The organism is Pseudomonas citrullilanati (assembly GCF_030580855.1).
Taxonomy (GTDB): domain Bacteria; phylum Pseudomonadota; class Gammaproteobacteria; order Pseudomonadales; family Pseudomonadaceae; genus Aquipseudomonas; species Aquipseudomonas citrulli.
Map to the genome: position 1 here is coordinate 21,775 of NZ_JAUQOP010000042.1, position 20,281 is coordinate 42,055.

Below are 20,281 nucleotides of genomic sequence, written 5' to 3' on the forward strand. Positions count from 1 at the left end.
CATGACAGGAACGTCACTGTCAAATGCCCAGTCGCAGGCGCCATCTTGCCAGCATGCTCAAAGGCGCACGAGGCCGCAGGGGCGGTGCCATTGTTTCAACGATTTTCTGGCCGATGCGGGAGAAACTGAATTGCTCCACCGCCAATTGCTGGCCGTTGCGCGCCACACTGCGCGCCAACTCCGGGTCGGCGCGCAGGCGGGCGAGCTTTTCCTGGAGTTGCGGGATGTCCCGGTAGAACACCACGTTGTGCATGTCTTGCAATCCCAGCGCGCGCGCCTCGTCGGCTCCCTGGTCAAAGGCCAGCAGCACGCAACCACAGGCCATGGCCTCGAAGTTCTTGATCATGAACTCGCCCATGCCGACATCGGCACTGACGAAAAAGCGGATGCGATTGAGGGTCTCGCAGTACTCCTCGCCGGATTTGGTCCGGGTCACCACCAACGGCTCGACACGTCCCAACTCGTCGAGCAGCGCCTTGCGACCGCTATAGGCCACGCTGTTGGTACTGCCGACGAAGGCCAGCTCGATATCCCGCTCCCGCCCCCGGTCCTGCAGCAACGCCTGATCGTAGCCCTTGGGCACGAACACCGCGTCGAAGCCTTCGCCACGCAGGCGTTCGGTGACCACGAAGCCGGAGCTGATCACCCGCACCCAGGGCAGTCGCCGGTAATGCGCGCTGAACTTGCCGGTGTATTTGCAGGGGATGTAGTTCTGGTAGGCGTCGTGCTCGAGGATCACCAGGTTGGGGATGGTACGGATGAAGCCGACCTGGCGGATCTCCTGCTTGAAGCGCAGGAAAAACACGATCCGGTCATACCGCGATACCTCCACGTGATCGCGGAAATATTTGCGCAGGTTGCGCTGCTCCTGGCTGTCGAGCCAGCGCAGGTCGCATTCGCAGTGAGCGGCAACGCCTTCGTAGAGTCGGTCCAGGATGGCCCGCTGCTCTTTCTGCACCAGAAATAGAACTTTCATCGTCTTCCTTGCGGCAGCGAACGACTTGATGGATGACTGGGGGCACCTGCACCCCGACTTGAGCCCTTACAACCGCCAGAACAGTTCATGGCGACGCACGGCCTTGCGAAAGAATTCATTCTCGCCATACACGGAGCCCTTGCGCCCCGCCAGCAGGCGCTGGATGCCGCGGCGCAGGCGGCGCTTGAATGGCGCTGGCGGCTGCAGGTCATGCATCATGCCCAACGCCATGGCCTTGTCGCGCTGTTCGGCCAGCGCCAACGGCAAGCTGACAGGCTGCATCGACCCGCCCGGGTCGAAGCACGGTGGCAACGCAATGCCGGTGCCGGTATCGCCCATGGGCCAACGATCATTGTCGTGCAGGTGATTGGCGTAGCCCAACAATGTCTCGGGTTGCCACTCCAGGCCTTCCAAGGCTTGCAGCACGGCATGATGGGCGCAGAGATGATCGGGGTGCGGGTCCAGGGTCGGATGCGGCAACACGATGACGTCGGGACGCGCCATCAGCAGCAGCGCACGCAGGTCGGCCAGCAGATTGTTCCAGGTCGGCGCGCCATCGGCATCGCCGGGAAGGATAAAGGCGTTGAGCTGGCGCAGCGGCCGCGTGTCGCTCAGGTCAGCCTCACGAGAGCCTTGGGGTTGGCCGGGCGCGGCTTGCATGGCCGCCAGTTGCAGGCAGAAGTAACCCAACTGCACGCAACGGTCTTGCGGCACACCGGCCCAGCGCGGTACGGCGATGCTGTCCCAGGCTCGCAAGCGCCCCTTGAGCCGCGCGGCCTCGGCGCGGTCCAGGCCCATTTTCTGATAATGCTCGGCTTCGATTTCGCCAGCGGTGAGTGTCACGATCCAGGCTTCGTCCGCGCGGCTGTACAACCCGTAGGCGGCCAGCTCCGCATCATCGGCATGGGGGGCGATGACCATGACCCGTCGCTGCTGCAAGGGCGGCGCCGTGAACGACCAGAGGGTCGGCTCGCCCAGCAAGCGGCAGAAGCGCCCGCGCAGGTGCAGCTCGCCGCGGGACAGCGCCGGTCCCTGTTCGCTGAGGTTCAGGTAACGCAGCCCGTTGACGCCGCGCTCGAAGGTTTGTCGATCCGGGCTATCGCCGCCCGACAGCTCGACGACCGGGTCGATGAAGCGTCCCAGCCAGGAACTCTTGACCTGCAACGCGAGGACCAGCGTCGCACCGTCGTCCAGGATCACCCCTTCATCCAGGCGCAGCCGACCGGCATTCAAGTGCACCTTCGGTTGCTGGGTGAACGGCGGGAAACTGTACTGGTAGTCGTCCCTGGGCGAATAGAACAGATGGTCGGCGAACCAGGCTTCATGGGCGATCCAGCCCAGCACCGCCAGCACCAGTGGCAACCACCAGGCCACCAGCACGCCCAGCAGGACCAGCACCACCAGGGCGATCAACAACCCCACGCGCTTGTGGCGGCGGTGGCGCTTGAGCAACTGCTGCTTGCGACTCATCGATGGGTTCATACGGTAAAGACCGGCACAGGGTTGCACCAGCGTTCCTTGTACTCACGGTCCGCACGACCGAAGGAAAAACGCAACGGCTTGCCCGCGGCCCGGGCATGCTCCCAGGCGCTTTGGGTGTTGAGGAAGCTCAATACGCTGCCGGGACTGAACTCACGGGTCTGCGGATCGACGCCACCGTTGATGTACTCGACACTGATCCACTCGGGGGCTTCGACGCGGTACACCAGTTGAATGGCGATCGGCGCATTGTTGAGCAGGATCACCGAACCGATCAGCCATTCGCGCAGCAACTCGATCACCTCGCCCATGCGCTCGGCGCCCGTGGCCGGGAAGCCCCAGCGACGCAGGAACAGGTCGCAATAGATCGAGGCCAGGTCCGCGCTGGAAAACGCCTCCACCGGCCGCACTTCCCCGCCCGCTTCCTCCAGCAGCCGCAACTCACGGCGCTGGTTGTAGCGAAACTTCTTGGACAGTTCCTCCGGCGTGCGCGCCATGGCCAACTGCTCCTGCTGCGGTTTCAAGCCACTGAAACGGCCTTCGTTGAGCGCCGACAGGTAGCGCGCGCGATGCCGCAGGGGCGCCTGGGCATCAGGCGCCGCCGGCAGGATCAGTTCGGCATTGCCCAAATCGAACAAGCCTTTCTTGCCGGTGCGCTTGAGCACATCCTTGGACAACGCCAGGTCTCGCCCCCAGGTCGCAATGGCCGCCTTGAACTCGCCGCCGTGCTCGCAAGCGAGGTAGCGCACCGGAATCCCGGCCAGGCCGGCCAGGCGCTCGATCACCTGTGGATGGGTGGCGACGCTGCCGCCATAACGCTGCCAGGCCTGGGCATACACCGACGCATCTACGGCCGTCCAGCCGCGCTCGCGCCAGCCTTGGAATCGGTTGAGCATCAGGCCCTCGGCGCCAGTTCGATGACTTGAGGCAAATGCCAGAAAGCCTCGCGTACGGCACGGTCCGAGAAGCGTTCGCGCAAACGGTCGAACATCAACTCGGCACATTGGCGACGCTGCAGGTCGTCCATGGCCGCCAGGTGTTGCAGCCCCTGGGCCATGTGTTCGGCGTCACCTAGCGGGAACAGGATGCCCACGCCTTCGACCACTTCCTTGGCACCGCCACAAGCCGTGGCCAGCAACGGCACGCCGGCGGCCATGGCCTCAAGCAGGACCATGCCGAACGGCTCATGGTCGGAACTCAGGGCGAACACATCGAACGCCCGGAAGTATCGCCGCGCCTCGGGCACCTGGCCGAGCAGCAGCACGCGGTCGGCGACGCCCAGCTCCAGCGCCAGGGCCCGCAGGTCCTGCTCCAGGCGGCCCTTGCCGAGAATCGCCAGTTGGCTGTTGGCTGGCAGGTACGCCAGCGCGGCGGCAAAGCCGCGCAGCAAGGTGGCCTGGTCCTTGTCCGGGTGCAGGCGGCCGACGTTGCCGACAATCCAGGCATCCTGGTCCAGCCCCAGGGTCTGCCGCGCCTCATCCCGAGGGAGCAGGCCGGCCTGGGTGGCTTCAAGGTCGATACGGTTGTAGAGGGTCTGGACCCGGGTCGCCGGCCACGCCGGCAAGCAGCGACGCATGTCGTCGCGCACCGCATCGGAAACCCCGAGCAGGCTCAGGCGCTTGCGAAACAGATGGGCGAACAGGCGGCGGGTGCGCCGCTGGTAATCGCCAAAGGCGTGGTGCACGCCGATCACCGGCAAGCGGGTGCCCAGCAGCGCGATGTAGATGGGCTTGAAGCGATGGGCAATGCAGAAACTGAAATTGCGCGAGGCGGCAATCTTGCGCAGGTCGCCGATGGCGCCCAGCTTCAGGCCGCGAATGGCGCTGGAACTGTACTCCATGAACAGCACTTCGTCCGAGGCACAGCCGGCGGCGACCTCTGCATCGGCCGCCCCTGTCAGGAACACCGTGGTCACGCGGTAGCCAGTGCCGGCGAACAGGCTGGCGTATTGACGGGCACAGTCGAGGAACGGCCCGTCATAGCCGTGGCAGAACTGCAGCACATGTCGCTCAGCCGAGCGTGTCATAAGCATCCACGCCGTCTTTGACCACCAGGATGTCTTCCATGATCAAATACTGCAGGTCGGAACCATAGAACATGTTCAGCGCGTCGGTCGGCGAGCAGATCATCGGCTCGCCACGACGGTTGAGCGAGGTGTTCAGGGACACGCCGTTGCCGGTCAGTACTTCCAGGGCCTTCATCATGTCGTAGTAGCGCGGGTTGTATTCGCGCTTGAGCACCTGGGCCCGGGAGGTACCGTCTTCATGGACGACTTCCGGCACGCGGGTCTTCCATTCCTCGGCCACTTCGAAAGTGAAGGTCATGAACGGTGCCGGGTGGTCGACCTTGATCATCTGCGGCGCGACGGTGTCCAGCATCGACGGGCAGAAAGGCCTCCAGCGCTCGCGGAACTTGATCTGCTCGTTGATACGATCGGCCACGCCACTGGCGCTCGGGCAACCAATGATCGAACGGCCACCGAGTGCACGCGGACCGAACTCCATGCGCCCCTGGAACCAGGCCACCGGGTTGCCGTCGACCATGATCTTGGCGATACGCTCGGGGGTGTTGTCGATCTTGCGCCAGGCCGGCTTGCTCGGGTGACGGGCGCAGGCGGCGATGACGTCTTCGTTGCTGTAGGCCGGGCCGAGGTAGACGTGCTCCATCTTCTCCACCGGTACGCCACGGGCGTGGGACACATACGCCGCCGCGCCCACCGCGGTGCCGGCGTCGCCGGAAGCCGGTTGCACGAACAGTTCCTTGACGTCGTCGCGGGCGATGATCTTCTGGTTGAGCTTGACGTTCAGGGCACAGCCGCCGGCGAACGCCAGCTTGCCGGTTTCCTTGAGCACGTCGCCCAGGTAGTGGTCGATCATTTGCAGCGCGAGTTTCTCGAACAGCGCCTGCATGCTGGCGGCGTAGTGGATGTACGGCTCGTCGGCGATGTCGCCTTCACGTTTCGGGCCGAGCCATTCGATCAGTTTCGGCGAGAAGTAGAAGCCCTTGCCCTTCTCTTTATAGCGGCGCAGGCCAATGACGTTGGCGTAGTCGGTGTTGATCACCAGCTCGCCGTTCTCGAACGACGCCAGGCGCGAGAAATCGTACTTGGTGGCGTCGCCATACGGCGCCATGCCCATGACCTTGAACTCGCCGTCGAGCATTTCAAAACCGAGGAACTCGGTGATCGCGCCATACAGGCCGCCGAGGGAGTCCGGATCGTAGAACTCCTTGATCTTGTGGATCTTGCCGTTTTCGCCGTAGCCGAAGAACGTCGTGGCGTATTCGCCCTTGCCGTCGATGCCCAGGATCGCGGTTTTTTCCTGGAAGCCCGAGCAGTGGTAGGCACTGGAGGCGTGGGCCAGGTGGTGTTCCACCGGCTCGATCTTGATCTTTTTCGGGTCGAAGCCCAGTTGCTCCAGGCACCAGACGATCTTGCGGCGATAGCGCTTGTAGCGGCGGTTGCCCATCAGGATCGCATCGAGGGCGCGGTCCGGGGCATACCAGTAGCGCTTGGCGTAGTGCCAGCGCGCTTCGCCGAACAGGCTGATGGGCGCGAACGGGATCGCCACCACATCGACATCGGACGGCTTGATGCCGGCCTGCTCCAGGCAGAACTTCGCCGACTCGTAGGGCATGCGGTTCTTTGCATGTTTATCGCGTACGAAGCGCTCTTCCTCGGCCGCCGCGATCAGCTTGCCGTCAATGTACAGCGCTGCGGAAGGATCATGGCTAAGGGCGCCGGACAGGCCAAGAATCGTCAATGCCACAGGGTCTAGCCTCTTTTCTGCATACGGGCGACAAGCGCCACGAAAATGGATGTGCCGCGCACCAACGGTACGGAGCAGCTAAAGGGCGGGATTATAGCGTAAAAGCGGCGGTAAGCCTCTAGCGGTGAATGGCAGGCCCTTTCCACCAGCGGCTACTGTGGAGCGAGCCTGCTCGCGAAGCCGACCTCGCATTCACCATCGGCGTCGGCGAATGCGGCGCTTTCGCGAGCAGGCTCGCTCCCACAAGGGCTCAGGCTTCCTTGGGCAATCGCCCATCGATCACCCGATACAACGCACTGCCCTGCGGCCAGTTGCGCATGAAGCGCGCGCGATCGCGGGCATGGGCCGGGGCGAAGCTGGCCTGGGTACGATGCTGGCACATCGAGTCGAGGTCGATCAGCGCCCAGCGGTCGTGCTGCCAGAACAGGTTGTGGCCCTTGAGGTCACCATGGCTGATGCGCTCGCGGACCAGGTCGGCGAACAGTTGCTCCAGCGCCAGCAGCTCGGGCTCGGGCGCTTCGCCGTTGTCGATGTACGGCGCGAAGCGCTCGATGATGTCCGGCCCCGGCAGATACTCGGTCACCAGGTAAGCGCCACGGCGCAACCACAGGAAACGTTTTTCCAGCAACGCCAGGGGCTTGGGCGTGGCGATGCCGAGGAAGGCCAGGCGATGGCCTTCGCGCCAGGAATGCCAGGCGCGGCTCGGGCGCCAGAAGCGCTTGAGCCAGTGGGCGAAGCCCTTGATGTTGTAGCGCTTGATCACCAGGGCCCGGCCGGCCACCTCGACCTTGCCGACACTCGCCGCGCCGCCGGTCTTGTACAGGTGGCCCTGGTCCAGCAGGGCATCGGCCTGTGCCAGTACCGGCGCCATGGCGGCTTCTTCATCCCGGCGGATCGCCCGCAGGCCGAATGCCCCCCGCTGCACGCTGAACAGGCTGCATTCGCGCCCGACCTTGCCCAGGAAGTCCTTCAGGCGCCAGGCCCGCACCTTGTCGACCTGCTTTTGCAAGGCCTCCATGGGCAGCGCATGCTCGGCGTTGCCCAGCAGGTAGTGCACCAGCAGCTCTTCGGTGAACGGTTCGAGGGACTTGGGCAACTGGGCGAAGAACACCCCCAGGTTCTCCAGCACTTTTTGCCGCGACAGGGGCTGCCCCGGGGTCTCGGCACGAATGCCAGCGCCATCGATCAGGTAAAGCTTGCCGTCGTGGCGCAGCAGGTTGTCCAGGTGCAGGTCTTCCTGCCAGAGCCCCTTGCCGTGCAGTTGCGCGATCGCCCCCAGGGCCTCGGCCAGTACCGCCGCCTGCTCGTCGGCCAGCACGGGCAAGGGCTCGACCTGTTTCCAGGCATCCCCCAGGCTTTCGGCGCCTTCGAGCAACTCGAACAACAACCAGCCACCCTCACCGTCCTTCAGGCCATCGGCCAGCAACAACGGCGTCGTCAATCCTTGCTCGGCCAGCAGGCGCACACCCTGCAGTTCTCGCTGGAAATGCCGGGCGGCCTTGCCACCCACCAGCAGCTTGGCCAACACCGGCCGGCCGCGCCAGATGCCCGCGCCGACGTAACGCTGCCCTGGCAACACCCGCAACAGCGACAGCAGTTGCAATTGCGCCGGGCCGGCGGCATCGGCCAACTCCAGGCTCAAGGGCAGGCTGGGGCGGCGACCGGCCTGCTTCAATTCGGACAATTGCATCAACGGGTTTCCTTGTGGCTGCGGCGGGCGGTCAGGCGGTCCAACCAGCTGTCCACCAGCGCCGCGTCCAGCGGCTGGTCCAGGTAAGTGGAGAGCAACTGGCGAACCTCGCCTTCCTGCCAGACCGACGCACGGCGCAGCAACGGCTCGAGGTCCTTGACCCGATCGCGTTGCCCGAACAGCAGCGGCCGGGTCTTTTCCAGGTCGATGAGTTGTGCCTGATAACCGCTGGCGGTGGCTTGCAGGAAGATGTGCTTGGGGTAGAAGCAGCCGTGCACCTGGCGCATGCCGTGCAGCCGCCGCGCCAACTGGCCGCAGGCGGTCAGGATGGTGGTGCGCTGCGCCGCCGTGAGGCTCGACCAGCGTTGCAGGAGGGAGTCCAGGTCGTCCCAACCATCCAGGGCTCGTGTCAGCAGGATCGCCCGCACTTCGCCGTCGACCTTGCGCTGACCGTAGAACACCGCTTGCAGGGCCGGAATCCCCATCTGGCGGTAACGGCTGATGTTGCGAAACTCCCGGGAGAAACTCGGCTCGCCAAAGGGGTGCGAGAGGGTGCGCGTCAGGTAGTTGCTCTGGCGCTTGAGGTAGTACCCCTGGCCGTCCAGGTCCAGCCGGAACACGCTGCTCCAGCCCTCGCCCGAGGTGTTGGGTTCATCCACCGCGTCCAGTTGTCGCGCCCACAGCGCCTCGAAGCTGTCCAGGCCGTGACGCTGCAACAGCGCACGGTCTTCAGCGGCCAGGAAATCAGTCATTCACGCCCCTCGAAAAATCTCACCACATGACGGATGCGCTTCTTGTCGCACGCGTCGAGCCGGTCGCGCTGGCGGTACTGCAGGTAGAAGCGCAGCCGCTGCGTCGCCGACAGATGATACTTGGCGACCTTGTCCAGGCAGGCCAGGTCCTTGGTGATACGGTACTTGAGCCAGAAGCCGCGCCAGAAATCCCCGTTCGGACAGTCGATCAGGAACAGTCGCGAGCGATCATCGATCAACAGGTTGCGCCACTTCAGGTCGTTATGGGTGAAACGATGATCGTGCATGGTCCGCGTGTAGGCGGCCAACTGCCGGCTCACGCCATCGACCCAGGCCCGGTCGCCCAGCCGCGGGTCGTGCCGCTCGGCCAGGGCCGAGAGATCCTCGGTATGGGGCAGTTCACGGGTGATCATCGCGCCTCGGGCATAGGTGGCGCCATTGCGTTCCAGGCCCCAGCCCACGATTTCGGCGGTGGGAATCCCCCACTTGGCGAAACGCTTGAGGTTCTGCCATTCGGATTTGACCCGCGGCTTGCCCAGGTACCGACGCAACCCCTTGCCGGCCCCGACGTAGCGCTTGACGTAATAATTCACGCCATGGCGCTGCACCCGGATCACTTCCGACAACGGGTCGCGGGTCAGCCGCTCCCCTTGCAGGGCAAACACCGCGTCGAGGCTGCCGAAGTCCTGCGCCAGTTCGGCATAGGCCGGTTCCAGTTTCCAACCGGACATCAGAGCGCGTCCCCGTAACGCTGCTTACGGGCATAAAGCTTGTTGGCCTTGCCTTCGAGCCAGCTCAACAAAGCGGCCTCCCGCTTGAGGATCACCCGCAACGGCTGCTGGAAATAGCCCTTGAGAAAGCGCAGCTTGTCGCGCCGGGTCAAGCCGATGTCCAGCGCCGAGAAATACAGCGCGGCCAGGTCCTTGTCACGCCAGCGACGGGTGATCGCCGCGCGGGTCTGGGCCCGGTGCAGGTCGATCACCGAGAGCTTGAAGTCCGTGGGGATCACCGGCTTGTCGGTGTGCAGCAGGAAGTGGCAGATATAGCAGTCGCGGTGATTGACCCCGGCGCGGTGCATCATGCCGGTCATGCGCGCCACTTCGGCGATCAACGCCCGCTTGAGGGCCGGCAGCGGCGGCTGCTTGACCCAGTCGATGCTGAAGTCCTCAAGGCTGATCGTCGGCGCCAACTCTTCGGTGACGATGAACGAATGCTGGTCGGCCGGGTTGCGGCCCTTCTCGCCGTAGGCGACGGCCGTCATGGTCGGCACGCCCACGGCCTGCAAGCGCTGGATCGCCGTCCATTCCTGCCCGGCACCGAGCACCGGCAGCTTGGCGGTGACCAGGTTCTTGAAGATCTCGCCCCAGCCGATGCCCCGGTGGATCTTGACGAAATAGCCACGCCCGTCCACCTCCGTGCGCAAGGTGCGCCGGGCTTCGAGCTCACGATAGACCTCGCCCTGGAGCGCCTCGACTTCGGCGAACGCATCGCGCCCGGCCCACAGGCGCTTGAACGGTTCGGCCAACATCAGTTTCATTGTGCGTGCTCCGCCAATATCACATCGGCCGCGTGCTGCGGCATGCTGTAGAGGTCGGCCGTCTCGGCGAAGGCCAGGCCATTGCGACTCCACGTCGCCCGGGCGTCGGCGTCGCTCAACATACGCGCCAGGTACTCGGTGAGCTGCGCCTGTTCGAACGGCTCGTCCAGCACCAGGCCGCTGTCGGCCTCGGCGATGTAATGGGCGTACCCGCACACCGCACTGACCAGCACCGGCAACCCGGCCACCAGCGCCTCGAGCAATACGGTGCCGGTGTTTTCGTTGTAGGCCGGGTGGATCAACAGGTCGGCGCCCAGCAGGAAACGCGGGATGTCGCTGCGCCCCTTGAGGAACCGCACGTTGTCACCGAGCCCCAGCGCGGCACTCTGCAATTGGAATACCTTGGGGTCGTCCTGGCCGATTACAAACAACCGGGTGCGTTTTTTCAGCTCCGCGGGCAGCGCGGCCAAGGCCTTGAGGCTGCGATCCACGCCCTTGGTCTTGAACCCGGAGCCGATCTGCACCAGCAGCAGGTCATCGTCGGCCAGCTCGAACTCGGCCCGGAACCCGGCGCGAATCTCATCGGCATCGGCGGGCCGGCGGCGGTCCTGGGCGATGCCCGGCGGCAGCAGGTGGAAGCGTTCCAGCGGCGTGTCGTAATGCTTGATGAACAACGGTTGCTGGACCTCGGAGATCATCAGCACTTCGGTCTTGGCGTCCTTGGCGAACACGGCCCGCTCGTACTCGGCGAAATGCCGGTAGCGACCCCAGCGCCGGTACAGCGAATTACGCAGGTTCTGCGCCTTGTCTTCGAAGCAGCCATCGGCGGCGTAGTACACGTCCAGGCCGGGCATCTTGTTGAAGCCGATCAGGCGGTCCACCGGGCGCTTGGCCAGGTCGGCCGCCATCCAGGCGCTGAGTTTCTCGTTGCGCCGATGGTTGAACAACGCCTTGACCGGCGCCACCAGCACTTCGAAGCCGGGCGGGATATCGCCCTCCCAGATCAGCGTGTAGACGCGGATCTGGTGGCCGCGCCGCTGGCATTCCAGGGCAATGCGCATGAAGTCACGCTGCAAGCCACCGAAGGGGAAATACTTGTAAAGGACAAAAGCCAATTGCATCAGCGCGGCTCCTCAGCCAATAACGTGCTCAGGTGGCTGGCCACACGCTCGGGGTTCAGACGCGTGAAGCACAGGGGCTGCTCGCGTTTCAGGTCGAATCGCCGGGCGTCTTCGGCGGTCGGCGGGTAAGTGCAGTGTTTCTGCATGCAGGGTGCACAGGGGAAGTCGCTGGCGAGGTGCACCTGGCCCTTGCCATAGGCGCCGGTCAGCACTGGATTGGTCGGGCCGAGCAGCGAAATGGTCGGCACGTCCAGCGCCGCGGCCAGATGCCCGAGGCCGGTGTCCACGGCGACGCAGGCCTGGGCCCCGGCGAGCACCTTGCCCATGCCGCCGAGGTTCAGCTTCGGCAGCACCAAGGCGTTGCGCAATCCGCTGGCGATGCGTTCGGCCCGGGCCTTCTCGACCGGATTGCCCCATGGCAGCTTGACGACCACGCCGAACTGTCCCATGCGCTCGGTGAGCTGGCGCCAGTAGAGTTCGGGCCAATGCTTGGACTCCCAGGTCGTGCCGTGCAGGAACACCACGTAGGGGTAGGGGCGTGGCAACTCCACCAATCGATCGATGTCCAGGCCATAACTGCCCTGGGTTTGCGGCAAGTCATAGCCCAGCGCCAGGGCGAACAGCTGGCGCACGCGCTCGACCGCATGCTGACCACGGGCCACCGCCAGGCGACGGTCGTAGAAGCGCGACGCGATGGACTCGCGGGCCGAATCCTTGTCCAGGCCGGCGACCGGCGCCTTGACGTAACGGGTCAGCCAGGCACTTTTCAACAGGCCCTGGGCGTCGATGACCAGGTCATACTTTTGCGCCCGCAGGTTCTGCTTGAAGCGTCGCCACTCGCCGCTCTTGATGGTTTGCCAGAGGTTCTTGCGCCAGCGACGGATCGCCACCGGGATGACCTTGCCCACGGCCGGGTGCCAGGTCGGGATCTCGGCGAAGCCTTCTTCCACCACCCAATCGAACTTGATCCCGGGGAGCGCCCGCGCCGCATCGGTCAGGGCCGGCAACGTATGGACCACATCCCCCAGCGAAGAGGTCTTGATCAGCAATACCCGCAAGTTACTCGACCTCCACGGGTGTGCCCTGCAAACGCTCCAGGGCTTCGGTCACGGTCGGCGGCATGAGTTGGCGCAGGCAGTTGTAATGACCGAAGCGGCAGGTGCGGTCAAAGCACGGGCTGCATTCCAGGCCCAGGCGCACGATTTCGACCTGGTCGGCCAGCGGCGGGGTGAACCCCGGCGAGGTGGAGCCATAGACCGCCACCAACGGGCGATTCAGGGCGGCGGCTACGTGCATCAGGCCGGAGTCGTTGGAGACCACCGAATCGGCGCAGGACAGCAAATCGATGGCCTCGGCCAAAGACGTGTCGCCGCTGAGGTTCACCGATTCTTCCCGCAGCCCCGGGATCAGCCGCGAACGGATGTCCTCGCCCACCGGGTGATCCTTTTTCGAGCCGAACAGCCAGACCTGCCAGCCCTCCCGAATCTTCGCCTCGGCAACCTGGGCGTAGTGCTCGGCCGGCCAGCGCTTGGACTCGCCGAACTCGGCCCCCGGGCACAGGGCCAGCACCGGGCGGTCCAGGCTCAGGCCGAACTTGGCCAGCGCCGCCGCGCGGCTCACCGGGTCGATGGCCAGGCTGGGGCGCGGGTACGGCGTGGGCAGCTCGGCACCGCGCTCGTAGGCCAGGGCCATGAAGCGCTCGATCATCAGCGGATAACGCGCCTTGTCCAGCGTGCGCACGTCATTGAGCAAGCCGTAGCGCAATTCGCCGCGCCAGCCGGTGCGCTTGGGGATACCGGCAAAGAACGGCACCAGCGCCGATTTCAGCGAGTTGGGCAGCAGGATCGCCTGGTCATACTGGCCGGCCAGGGATTTGCCGATGCGCCGACGGGTCGCCAGTTCCAGCGCGCCGTGGCCGAGCGGGAAGCTCAAGGCCTTGCGCACCTGCGGCATGCGTTCCAGGATCGGCCGGCTCCACTCGGGGGCCAGGACGTCGATTTCGCACTGCGGGTGGCGCTGCTTCAGGCACTGGAACAGTGTCTGCGCCATCACCATGTCACCGACCCAACTGGGCCCAACGATCAGAATATTCATGTGGTTTCCAAAAACGCTACGGGGAGGCCTACGCCTCCCCGCCTCGAGAATCACTGTGGCTTAGGTCGCTGCCTGTTGCCTTCAAAAACACTGCGTTGCCCTGTAGTCCGACAGCCTCAACCCACCGCCAAACTACTGTGGGAGCGGGCTTGCCCGCGAAGGGGCCGGCACATCCAGCATCCCGGTCGCCTGGTATTCCACCTTCGCGAGCAAACCCGCTGCCACCTTCAAATCTTCAGCTCAACCCCAGTTCCCGCCAGATCCTCAGCACCTGCCGGCGTTCATCCACGAACTGGTCGCCAGCGATCACCCCGGCCTCTTTCTGCAAGGCCTGGCGGTGGGCGGCGGAGCGGTAGGCCTTATAGGCCTCGCGCAACAGGGTCGCGTCTTCGGCCGACATCAACCCGACCTCCTGCAACCCTTCCAGGATGCGGATGTTATCGGTGTAGCGCAGCAGCGACGGGTGTTCCTCGGACCACGCCAGGGCCGCGTATTGCACCATAAATTCAATATCGACGATACCTCCGGCGTCCTGCTTGAGGTCGAAGGGCGCCGTGGCCTCGAAGGCATTTGCCGCGGTCCCGGCAGCGGTGGCCTTGCTGCCGAGGTTATCGCGCATCTTGGCGCGCATCTCGCTGACCTCCTGGCGCAGCATCGACAGGTCACGCTTGCGCCCCAGCACCTTGGCCCGGACGTTTTCGAATGCAAGGCCCACGTCCTGGCTGCCCACCAGCACCCGGGCCCGGACCAGGGCCTGGTGCTCCCAGGTCCAGGCTTCATTCTCCTGGTAACGGGCGAACGCCCCGAGGGAGCTGACCAGCAACCCCGATGCGCCGGAAGGTCGCAGGCGCATGTCCACTTCATAGAGCTGCCCGGAGTTGGTCTGGGCCGTCAGTAAGTGAATGATCCGCTGGCCGAGCCGGGTGAAGAACTGGGCGCCATCGATCGGCTTCGGCCCATCGGTTTCGGCCTGGGGGTCGCCGTCGTGGATGAACACCAGGTCCAGGTCGGAACCATGCCCCAATTCCAGCCCGCCGACTTTCCCATAACCGACAATGATGAAGCCCGGATCGCACAAGCTGCCGTCGGTGCGCAATGGCACGCCGTGCTTGGCGGTCGTCTGGCGCCAGGCCAGCGCCAGCACTTGCTCGAGGATCGCCTCGGCCAGCCAGGTCAGGTAGTCGCTGACCTTCATCAGCGGCAGGCTGCCGGCGATTTCCGACGCCGCCACCCGCAGGCGGTGCGCCAGCTTGAAGTGCCGCAGGGCCTCCATCTGTTGCTCCAGGTCATCCTCGGGGATCCGCGTCAGGCGCTCGCGCAACTCGGCGGCCAGCTCCGGCGCCAGTGGCGGCTTGAACAAGCGTCCTTCATTGAGCAACTCATCGAGCAACAGCGGGAAACGGGTGATCTGCTCGGCGATCCAGGGGCTCGCCGCGCACAGTGTCAGCAAGCGCCGCAGGGCGCCGGGGTTTTCCGTCAACAGCACCAGGTAAGCCGAGCGGCGCGCCACCGCTTCCACCAGCGGCAGCACGCGTTCCAGCACCAGGTCCGGGTTGGCATGTTCCACCGCCTGGGCCAGCAGGCGCGGAATGAAGGCGTCCAGGCGCTCACGACCGAGGCGCTGCATCGCGCGCAACTGCGGGCTGCCGCGCAGCACCGCCAGGGCCTTGAGGGCCTTGGCCGCATCGCTGAAACCACCCGCCTCCAACTGGCGGCAAGCCGCCTCTTCATCCTGGCTGTCCTCCCACAACGGCAACCATTCGCCGCCCACCACCACTTCGCTCTCGCTGCCCTCTTCTTCGTCGGGGTCGGCGATCACCTGGCCGAAGTGCCAGGCCACCCGTTCGCGCCAGTACATCAACTGTTCATGGAACGCCGCCCAGTCCGTGAACCCCAGCATGAAGGCAATGCGCGCCTGGTCCTGGGGGCTGTCCGGCAGCATCTGGGTCTGGCGATCACCGATGGCCTGGATGGCGTGCTCGGTATAGCGCAGGAATTCATACCCCTGGCGCAGCTCATCGACCACCTTGGCCGGCAGATAGCCCTGGCCTTCGAGGGTGCCCAGCACGTTCAGCAACGGGCGTTGTTGCAGGCTCAGGTCGCGACCGCCGTGGATCAACTGGAACGCCTGGGCGATGAACTCCACTTCGCGAATGCCGCCCGACCCGAGCTTGATGTTGTCGGCCATGCCCTTGCGCCGCACCTCCTGCTGGATCAGCTGCTTCATGGTGCGCAGCGCTTCGATGGCGGAAAAATCCAGGTAACGGCGATAAACGAACGGCCGCAGCATGTCGAGCAGTTGCGCGCCAGCCACCTGGTCACCCGCGACCACCCGCGCCTTGATCATCGCGTAGCGTTCCCAGTCGCGCCCCTGGTCCTGGTAATACTGCTCCAGGGCATTGAAGCTGAGCACCAGCGCACCGGCCGAGCCGTAGGGGCGCAGGCGCATGTCGACACGGAACACGAAACCGTCGACGGTGATCGGGTCCAGGGCCTTGATCAAGCGCTGGCCGACCCGGATGAAGAACTCCTGGTTATCCAGCGGCCGCTTGACGCCGACGGTCTCGCCACCCTCGGGGTAGGCGAAGATCAGGTCGATGTCCGATGACAGGTTCAGCTCCACCGCGCCCAACTTGCCCATGCCGAGGATGACCATCTGCTGTGGCTCGCCACTGCGGCGCCCGGTGGGGGTGCCGAACTGCTGGGCGAGGCGCTGGTACAACCAGTGGTAGGCCTGGTCGATGCAGGTATCGGCCATGTCCGAAAGGTCGCGACAGGTCTGGACCAGGTCGGCCTGGCGGGTCAGGTCGCGCCAGATGATCCGCACCTGCTGGCGCGTACGCTGGCGACGCAGGACGCGGCCCAGTTCGTCTTCGGTCTCGGCGGCCTGCACCGCGGCGCCGATCTGCGCGCGCATCTCGCCGGGCGCGAAGCTGCGGTCCAGCTCGCCGCTGCGCACCAGCGCCAACAGCATGGCCGGGTCACGCACACTCTGCTCGATGACAAAGTCACTGGCGGCGGCGACGCGCCTGAAGGCATCCCACTGTTCCGCGGTCCAGCCCGACAGGCCATGGTCGTCGTCGAGCGAAGCGACCGCTGCACGGAACGACTCCTCGGCCCGGCTGACCAATGACTGGAGAATGACCGGTACTTCGGCAAGCGAGGGCAGGCTCATGGTCTATCCTTGGTCGGCGCGGGGAAGGCTGGATGTAGTGTTTTTTCGAAAACCACTACCTGATCGACTGTCGAACAAAGATGATAAATAGCTGAAAATCTGATTTTATTGGCAGCCGACATCAAGTTTTTACCTGTTCGAGTTGGCAAATGACCAACAGTAACGATTATTCTCACAACGAAACGAGAGGCCACAAGCCGCTCATGTGTAGTTTTACTACTCGTCTATACATTCGAAAAGCTGAAACGGCCAACGATTTGTAGTAAAACTACACGCCGTCGAATCTACCTTCGGCAATCCAAGAATTTATATCGTCTGCCCACAAGGCCAGTCGCAAACTCAGGCAACCGATTCTGGTAGCCTTTCCGCCCTGGAGCAAGCCATGCAAGACCTCGATCCCGTCGAAACCCAGGAATGGCTGGACGCCCTGGAATCGGTTCTCGACAAAGAAGGCGAAGACCGTGCTCATTACCTGATGACCCGCATGGGCGAACTCGCGACCCGCAGTGGTTCGCAACTGCCCTACGCCATCACCACGCCGTACCGCAACACGATCCCCGTGACCCACGAAGCACGCATGCCTGGCGACCTGTTCATGGAACGCCGCATTCGCTCGCTGGTACGCTGGAACGCGTTGGCCATGGTCATGCGCACCAACCTGAAAGATTCTGACCTGGGCGGTCACATCTCCAGCTTCGCCTCCAGCGCGACGCTGTATGACATCGGCTTCAACTACTTCTTCCAGGCCCCGACCGACGAACACGGCGGCGACCTGATCTACTTCCAGGGTCACGCATCGCCAGGCGTCTACGCCCGTGCGTTCATGGAAGGCCGTATCACCGAAGACCAGATGAACAACTTCCGCCAGGAAGTGGACGGCAACGGCCTGTCCTCGTACCCACACCCTTGGCTGATGCCTGATTTCTGGCAGTTCCCGACCGTTTCCATGGGCCTGGGCCCGATCCAGGCGATCTACCAGGCGCGCTTCATGAAGTACCTGGAAGCCCGTGGCTTCATCGAGCCGGGCAAGCAGAAAGTCTGGTGCTTCATGGGCGACGGCGAGTGCGACGAGCCGGAATCCCTGGGCGCGATCTCCCTGGCCGGCCGCGAGAAGCTGGACAACCTGATCTTCGTCATCAACTGCAACCTGCAGCGCCTCGACGGCCCGGTTCGCGGCAACGGCAAGATCATCCAGGAACTCGAAGGCGTGTTCCGTGGTGCCCAGTGGAACGTCAACAAAGTCATCTGGGGCCGCTTCTGGGACCCGCTGCTGGCCAAGGACGTCGACGGCATCCTGCAACGCCGCATGGACGAAGTCATCGACGGCGAGTACCAGAACTACAAGGCCAAGGACGGCGCGTTCGTCCGCGAGCACTTCTTCAACACGCCTGAGCTCAAGGCCATGGTCGCCGATCTGTCCGACGACGAGATCTGGAAACTCAACCGTGGCGGCCACGACCCGTACAAGGTCTATGCGGCGTACCACCAGGCGGTCAACCACAAAGAGCAACCGACCGTCATCCTGGCCAAGACCATCAAGGGTTATGGCACTGGCGCCGGCGAAGCGAAGAACACCGCGCACAACACCAAGAAGGTCGACGTCGACAGCCTGAAGCTGTTCCGCGACCGCTTCGACATCCCGGTCAAGGACAGCGAGCTGGAAAACCTGCCGTTCTTCAAGCCCGAAGAAGGCAGCGCCGAAGCCCGTTACCTGGCCGAGCGCCGCGCCGCACTGGGCGGTTTCGTACCACAGCGCCGGGCCAAGAGCTTCAGCGTCCCGACCCCGCCACTGGACACCCTCAAGGCGATCCTGGACGGCTCGGGCGACCGTGAAATCTCCACCACCATGGCCTTCGTGCGGATCCTCGCGCAACTGGTCAAGGACAAGGAAATCGGCTCGCGCATCGTGCCGATCATCCCGGACGAAGCCCGTACCTTCGGTATGGAAGGCATGTTCCGCCAACTGGGCATCTACTCGTCCGTCGGCCAGCTCTACGAGCCAGTCGATAAAGACCAGGTGATGTTCTACCGCGAGGACAAGAAGGGCCAGATCCTCGAGGAAGGCATCAACGAAGCGGGCGCCATGAGTTCCTTCATTGCCGCCGGCACGTCGTACTCCAGCCACAACCAGCCCATGCTGCCGTTCTACATCTTCTACTCGATGTTCGGCTTCCAGCGCATCGGCGACCTGGCCTGGGCGGCCGGCGACAGCCGTACCCGTGGCTTCCTGATCGGCGGCACCGCCGGCCGGACCACGCTCAACGGCGAAGGCCTGCAGCACGAAGACGGCCATAGCCACATGCTGGCCGGCACCATCCCGAACTGCCGCACCTACGATCCGACCTACGGCTACGAGCTGGCGGTGATCATCCAGGACGGCATGAAGAAGATGACCGAAGAGCAACAGGACGTCTTCTACTACATCACCGTGATGAACGAGTCCTACCAGCAGCCAGCCATGCCGGTCGGTGTCGAGCAAGGCATCGTCAAGGGCATGTACCTGCTCGAGGAAGACACCCGCGAAGCGGCGCACCACGTCCAGCTGATGGGCTCCGGCACCATCCTGCGCGAAGTGCGTGAAGCGGCGAAGATCCTGCGTGAAGAGTTCAACATCGGCGCCGATGTCTGGAGCGTCACCAGCTTCAACGAACTGCGTCGCGACGGCCTGGCCGTTGAGCGCAGCAATCGCCTGCACCCAGGCCAGAAGCCCAAGTTGAGCTATGTCGAGGAGTGCCTGAACGGCCGTAAGGGTCCGGTCATCGCCTCTACCGACTACATGAAGCTGTTCGCCGAGCAGATCCGCCAGTGGGTTCCTTCCAAGGAATTCAAGGTGCTGGGCACCGACGGTTTCGGCCGTAGCGACAGCCGCAAGAAGCTGCGTCACTTCTTCGAAGTCGATCGTAAGTTCGTGGTGTTGGCAGCCCTGGAAGCCCTGGCTGACCGCGGCGATATCGAACCTAAAGTGGTGGCCGAGGCCATCGCCAAGTTCGGCATCGATCCGGAAAAACGCAACCCACTGGACTGCTGAGGAGAATTTTCGTGAGCGAACTCATTCGCGTACCTGACATCGGCAGCGGTGAAGGTGAAGTAATCGAACTGTTTGTGAAGGTCGGCGACCGTATCGAAGCCGACCAGAGCATCCTGACGCTCGAGTCGGACAAGGCCAGCATGGAAGTGCCCGCGCCGAAGGCCGGCGTCATCAAGAGCCTGAAGGTGAAGCTGGGCGATCGCCTGAAGGAAGGCGACGAACTGCTGGAGCTGGAAGTCGAGGGCGCCGCCGAGGCGCCTGAAGCAGCCGCGCCTGCCGCAGCCCCGGCGGCGGCTGAAAAGCCTGCTGCCGCACCGGCCGCCGAAGCCGCCCCAGCGCCAGCCGCCGCGCCGGCCGCCGCTTCCGTCCAGGACATCCATGTCCCGGACATCGGCTCCTCGGGCAAGGCCAAGATCATCGAAGTCCTGGTCAAGGCCGGCGACACCGTCGAAGCCGACCAGTCGCTGATCACCCTGGAGTCCGACAAGGCCAGCATGGAAATCCCGTCGCCCGCCGCCGGTGTGGTGGAAAGCGTCGAGATCAAGCTGGATGACGAAGTGGGTACCGGCGACCTGATCCTGAAGCTGAAGGTGGCCGGTGCTGCTGCCCCTGCCGCGCCAGCGCCGGCCCAAGCCGCTGCGCCAGCCGCCAAGGCCGAGGCC

At 64.4% G+C, this 20,281-nt stretch carries 15 protein-coding genes; 2 read left to right on the top strand and 13 right to left on the bottom strand.

Annotated elements, in window-relative coordinates:
• Positions 1-19: 19 nt before the first annotated feature.
• The 13 genes from Q6A48_RS21720 to glnE all read right to left on the bottom strand — a co-directional run bounded on the left by Q6A48_RS21720 (position 20) and on the right by glnE (position 16,591).
• Positions 20-976, bottom strand: coding sequence for a glycosyltransferase family protein (locus Q6A48_RS21720; RefSeq protein WP_304556280.1), 957 nt, complete (start codon positions 974-976; stop codon positions 20-22).
• Between the two features lie 66 nt (positions 977-1,042).
• Positions 1,043-2,446: a PIG-L deacetylase family protein gene (locus tag Q6A48_RS21725; RefSeq protein WP_304556281.1), complete on the bottom strand. Its 1,404-nt coding sequence runs from the start codon at positions 2,444-2,446 to the stop codon at positions 1,043-1,045.
• A gap of 8 nt (positions 2,447-2,454) precedes the next feature.
• On the bottom strand, positions 2,455-3,351 hold the full coding sequence (locus Q6A48_RS21730; RefSeq protein ID WP_304556282.1) for an antimicrobial resistance protein Mig-14: 897 nt from the start codon (positions 3,349-3,351) through the stop codon (positions 2,455-2,457).
• Positions 3,351-4,481 carry a glycosyltransferase gene (locus Q6A48_RS21735; protein WP_304556294.1) on the bottom strand — a complete coding sequence of 377 codons (1,131 nt, stop codon included), beginning with the start codon at positions 4,479-4,481 and terminating at the stop codon, positions 3,351-3,353. The genes Q6A48_RS21730 and Q6A48_RS21735 overlap by 1 nt, the downstream gene beginning before the upstream one ends.
• Positions 4,465-6,222 (bottom strand): carbamoyltransferase family protein, encoded by a 1,758-nt coding sequence (locus Q6A48_RS21740; protein ID WP_212803315.1) that lies wholly within the window; start codon positions 6,220-6,222, stop codon positions 4,465-4,467. The genes Q6A48_RS21735 and Q6A48_RS21740 overlap by 17 nt, the downstream gene beginning before the upstream one ends.
• Positions 6,223-6,472: 250 nt before the next feature.
• Complete coding sequence (locus tag Q6A48_RS21745; protein WP_304556283.1) at positions 6,473-7,912, bottom strand: lipopolysaccharide kinase InaA family protein; 1,440 nt, start codon at positions 7,910-7,912, stop codon at positions 6,473-6,475.
• Positions 7,912-8,664, bottom strand: coding sequence for a lipopolysaccharide kinase InaA family protein (locus Q6A48_RS21750; RefSeq protein ID WP_304556284.1), 753 nt, complete (start codon positions 8,662-8,664; stop codon positions 7,912-7,914). Before Q6A48_RS21750 ends, Q6A48_RS21745 begins: the two co-directional genes overlap by 1 nt.
• Positions 8,661-9,395, bottom strand: coding sequence for a lipopolysaccharide kinase InaA family protein (locus tag Q6A48_RS21755; protein WP_304556285.1), 735 nt, complete (start codon positions 9,393-9,395; stop codon positions 8,661-8,663). Before Q6A48_RS21755 ends, Q6A48_RS21750 begins: the two co-directional genes overlap by 4 nt.
• Positions 9,395-10,201 (bottom strand): lipopolysaccharide core heptose(I) kinase RfaP, encoded by an 807-nt coding sequence (gene rfaP, locus Q6A48_RS21760; protein WP_304556286.1) that lies wholly within the window; start codon positions 10,199-10,201, stop codon positions 9,395-9,397. Before rfaP ends, Q6A48_RS21755 begins: the two co-directional genes overlap by 1 nt.
• Positions 10,198-11,322, bottom strand: a complete 1,125-nt coding sequence (locus tag Q6A48_RS21765; RefSeq protein ID WP_304556287.1) for a glycosyltransferase family 4 protein — start codon at positions 11,320-11,322, stop codon at positions 10,198-10,200. Before Q6A48_RS21765 ends, rfaP begins: the two co-directional genes overlap by 4 nt.
• A complete protein-coding gene (waaC, locus tag Q6A48_RS21770) occupies positions 11,322-12,380 on the bottom strand; it encodes a lipopolysaccharide heptosyltransferase I (RefSeq protein ID WP_304556288.1) in 1,059 nt (352 codons plus the stop codon). Before waaC ends, Q6A48_RS21765 begins: the two co-directional genes overlap by 1 nt.
• 1 nt (position 12,381) lies before the next feature.
• Complete coding sequence (gene waaF, locus Q6A48_RS21775) at positions 12,382-13,416, bottom strand: lipopolysaccharide heptosyltransferase II (RefSeq protein ID WP_304556289.1); 1,035 nt, start codon at positions 13,414-13,416, stop codon at positions 12,382-12,384.
• Positions 13,417-13,651: 235 nt separating this feature from the next.
• Positions 13,652-16,591, bottom strand: coding sequence for a bifunctional [glutamate--ammonia ligase]-adenylyl-L-tyrosine phosphorylase/[glutamate--ammonia-ligase] adenylyltransferase (gene glnE / locus Q6A48_RS21780; RefSeq protein WP_304556290.1), 2,940 nt, complete (start codon positions 16,589-16,591; stop codon positions 13,652-13,654).
• A 382-nt stretch (positions 16,592-16,973) separates the two neighbouring features.
• On the opposite strand from glnE, the gene aceE reads away from it, so the two are divergent.
• Positions 16,974-19,619 carry a pyruvate dehydrogenase (acetyl-transferring), homodimeric type gene (aceE, locus tag Q6A48_RS21785; RefSeq protein WP_304556291.1) on the top strand — a complete coding sequence of 882 codons (2,646 nt, stop codon included), beginning with the start codon at positions 16,974-16,976 and terminating at the stop codon, positions 19,617-19,619.
• A gap of 11 nt (positions 19,620-19,630) precedes the next feature.
• Positions 19,631-20,281: biotin/lipoyl-containing protein (locus Q6A48_RS21790; protein WP_304556292.1), on the top strand; the 651-nt coding region annotated here is incomplete at its 3' end.

Bases quoted from the DNA above. Each gene is read 5' to 3' on its own strand.
- Q6A48_RS21750 (WP_304556284.1), bottom strand. From the start codon at position 8,664: ATGACTGATTTCCTGGCCGCTGAAGACCGTGCGCTGTTGCAGCGTCAC.
- Q6A48_RS21720 (WP_304556280.1), bottom strand. From the start codon at position 976: ATGAAAGTTCTATTTCTGGTGCAGAAAGAGCAGCGGGCCATCCTGGAC.
- Q6A48_RS21755 (WP_304556285.1), bottom strand. From the start codon at position 9,395: ATGTCCGGTTGGAAACTGGAACCGGCCTATGCCGAACTGGCGCAGGAC.
- Q6A48_RS21730 (WP_304556282.1), bottom strand. From the start codon at position 3,351: ATGCTCAACCGATTCCAAGGCTGGCGCGAGCGCGGCTGGACGGCCGTA.
- waaF (WP_304556289.1), bottom strand. From the start codon at position 13,416: ATGAATATTCTGATCGTTGGGCCCAGTTGGGTCGGTGACATGGTGATG.
- rfaP (WP_304556286.1), bottom strand. From the start codon at position 10,201: ATGAAACTGATGTTGGCCGAACCGTTCAAGCGCCTGTGGGCCGGGCGC.
- Q6A48_RS21765 (WP_304556287.1), bottom strand. From the start codon at position 11,322: ATGCAATTGGCTTTTGTCCTTTACAAGTATTTCCCCTTCGGTGGCTTG.
- Q6A48_RS21735 (WP_304556294.1), bottom strand. From the start codon at position 4,481: ATGACACGCTCGGCTGAGCGACATGTGCTGCAGTTCTGCCACGGCTAT.
- Q6A48_RS21745 (WP_304556283.1), bottom strand. From the start codon at position 7,912: ATGCAATTGTCCGAATTGAAGCAGGCCGGTCGCCGCCCCAGCCTGCCC.
- aceE (WP_304556291.1), top strand. From the start codon at position 16,974: ATGCAAGACCTCGATCCCGTCGAAACCCAGGAATGGCTGGACGCCCTG.
- glnE (WP_304556290.1), bottom strand. From the start codon at position 16,591: ATGAGCCTGCCCTCGCTTGCCGAAGTACCGGTCATTCTCCAGTCATTG.
- Q6A48_RS21725 (WP_304556281.1), bottom strand. From the start codon at position 2,446: ATGAGTCGCAAGCAGCAGTTGCTCAAGCGCCACCGCCGCCACAAGCGC.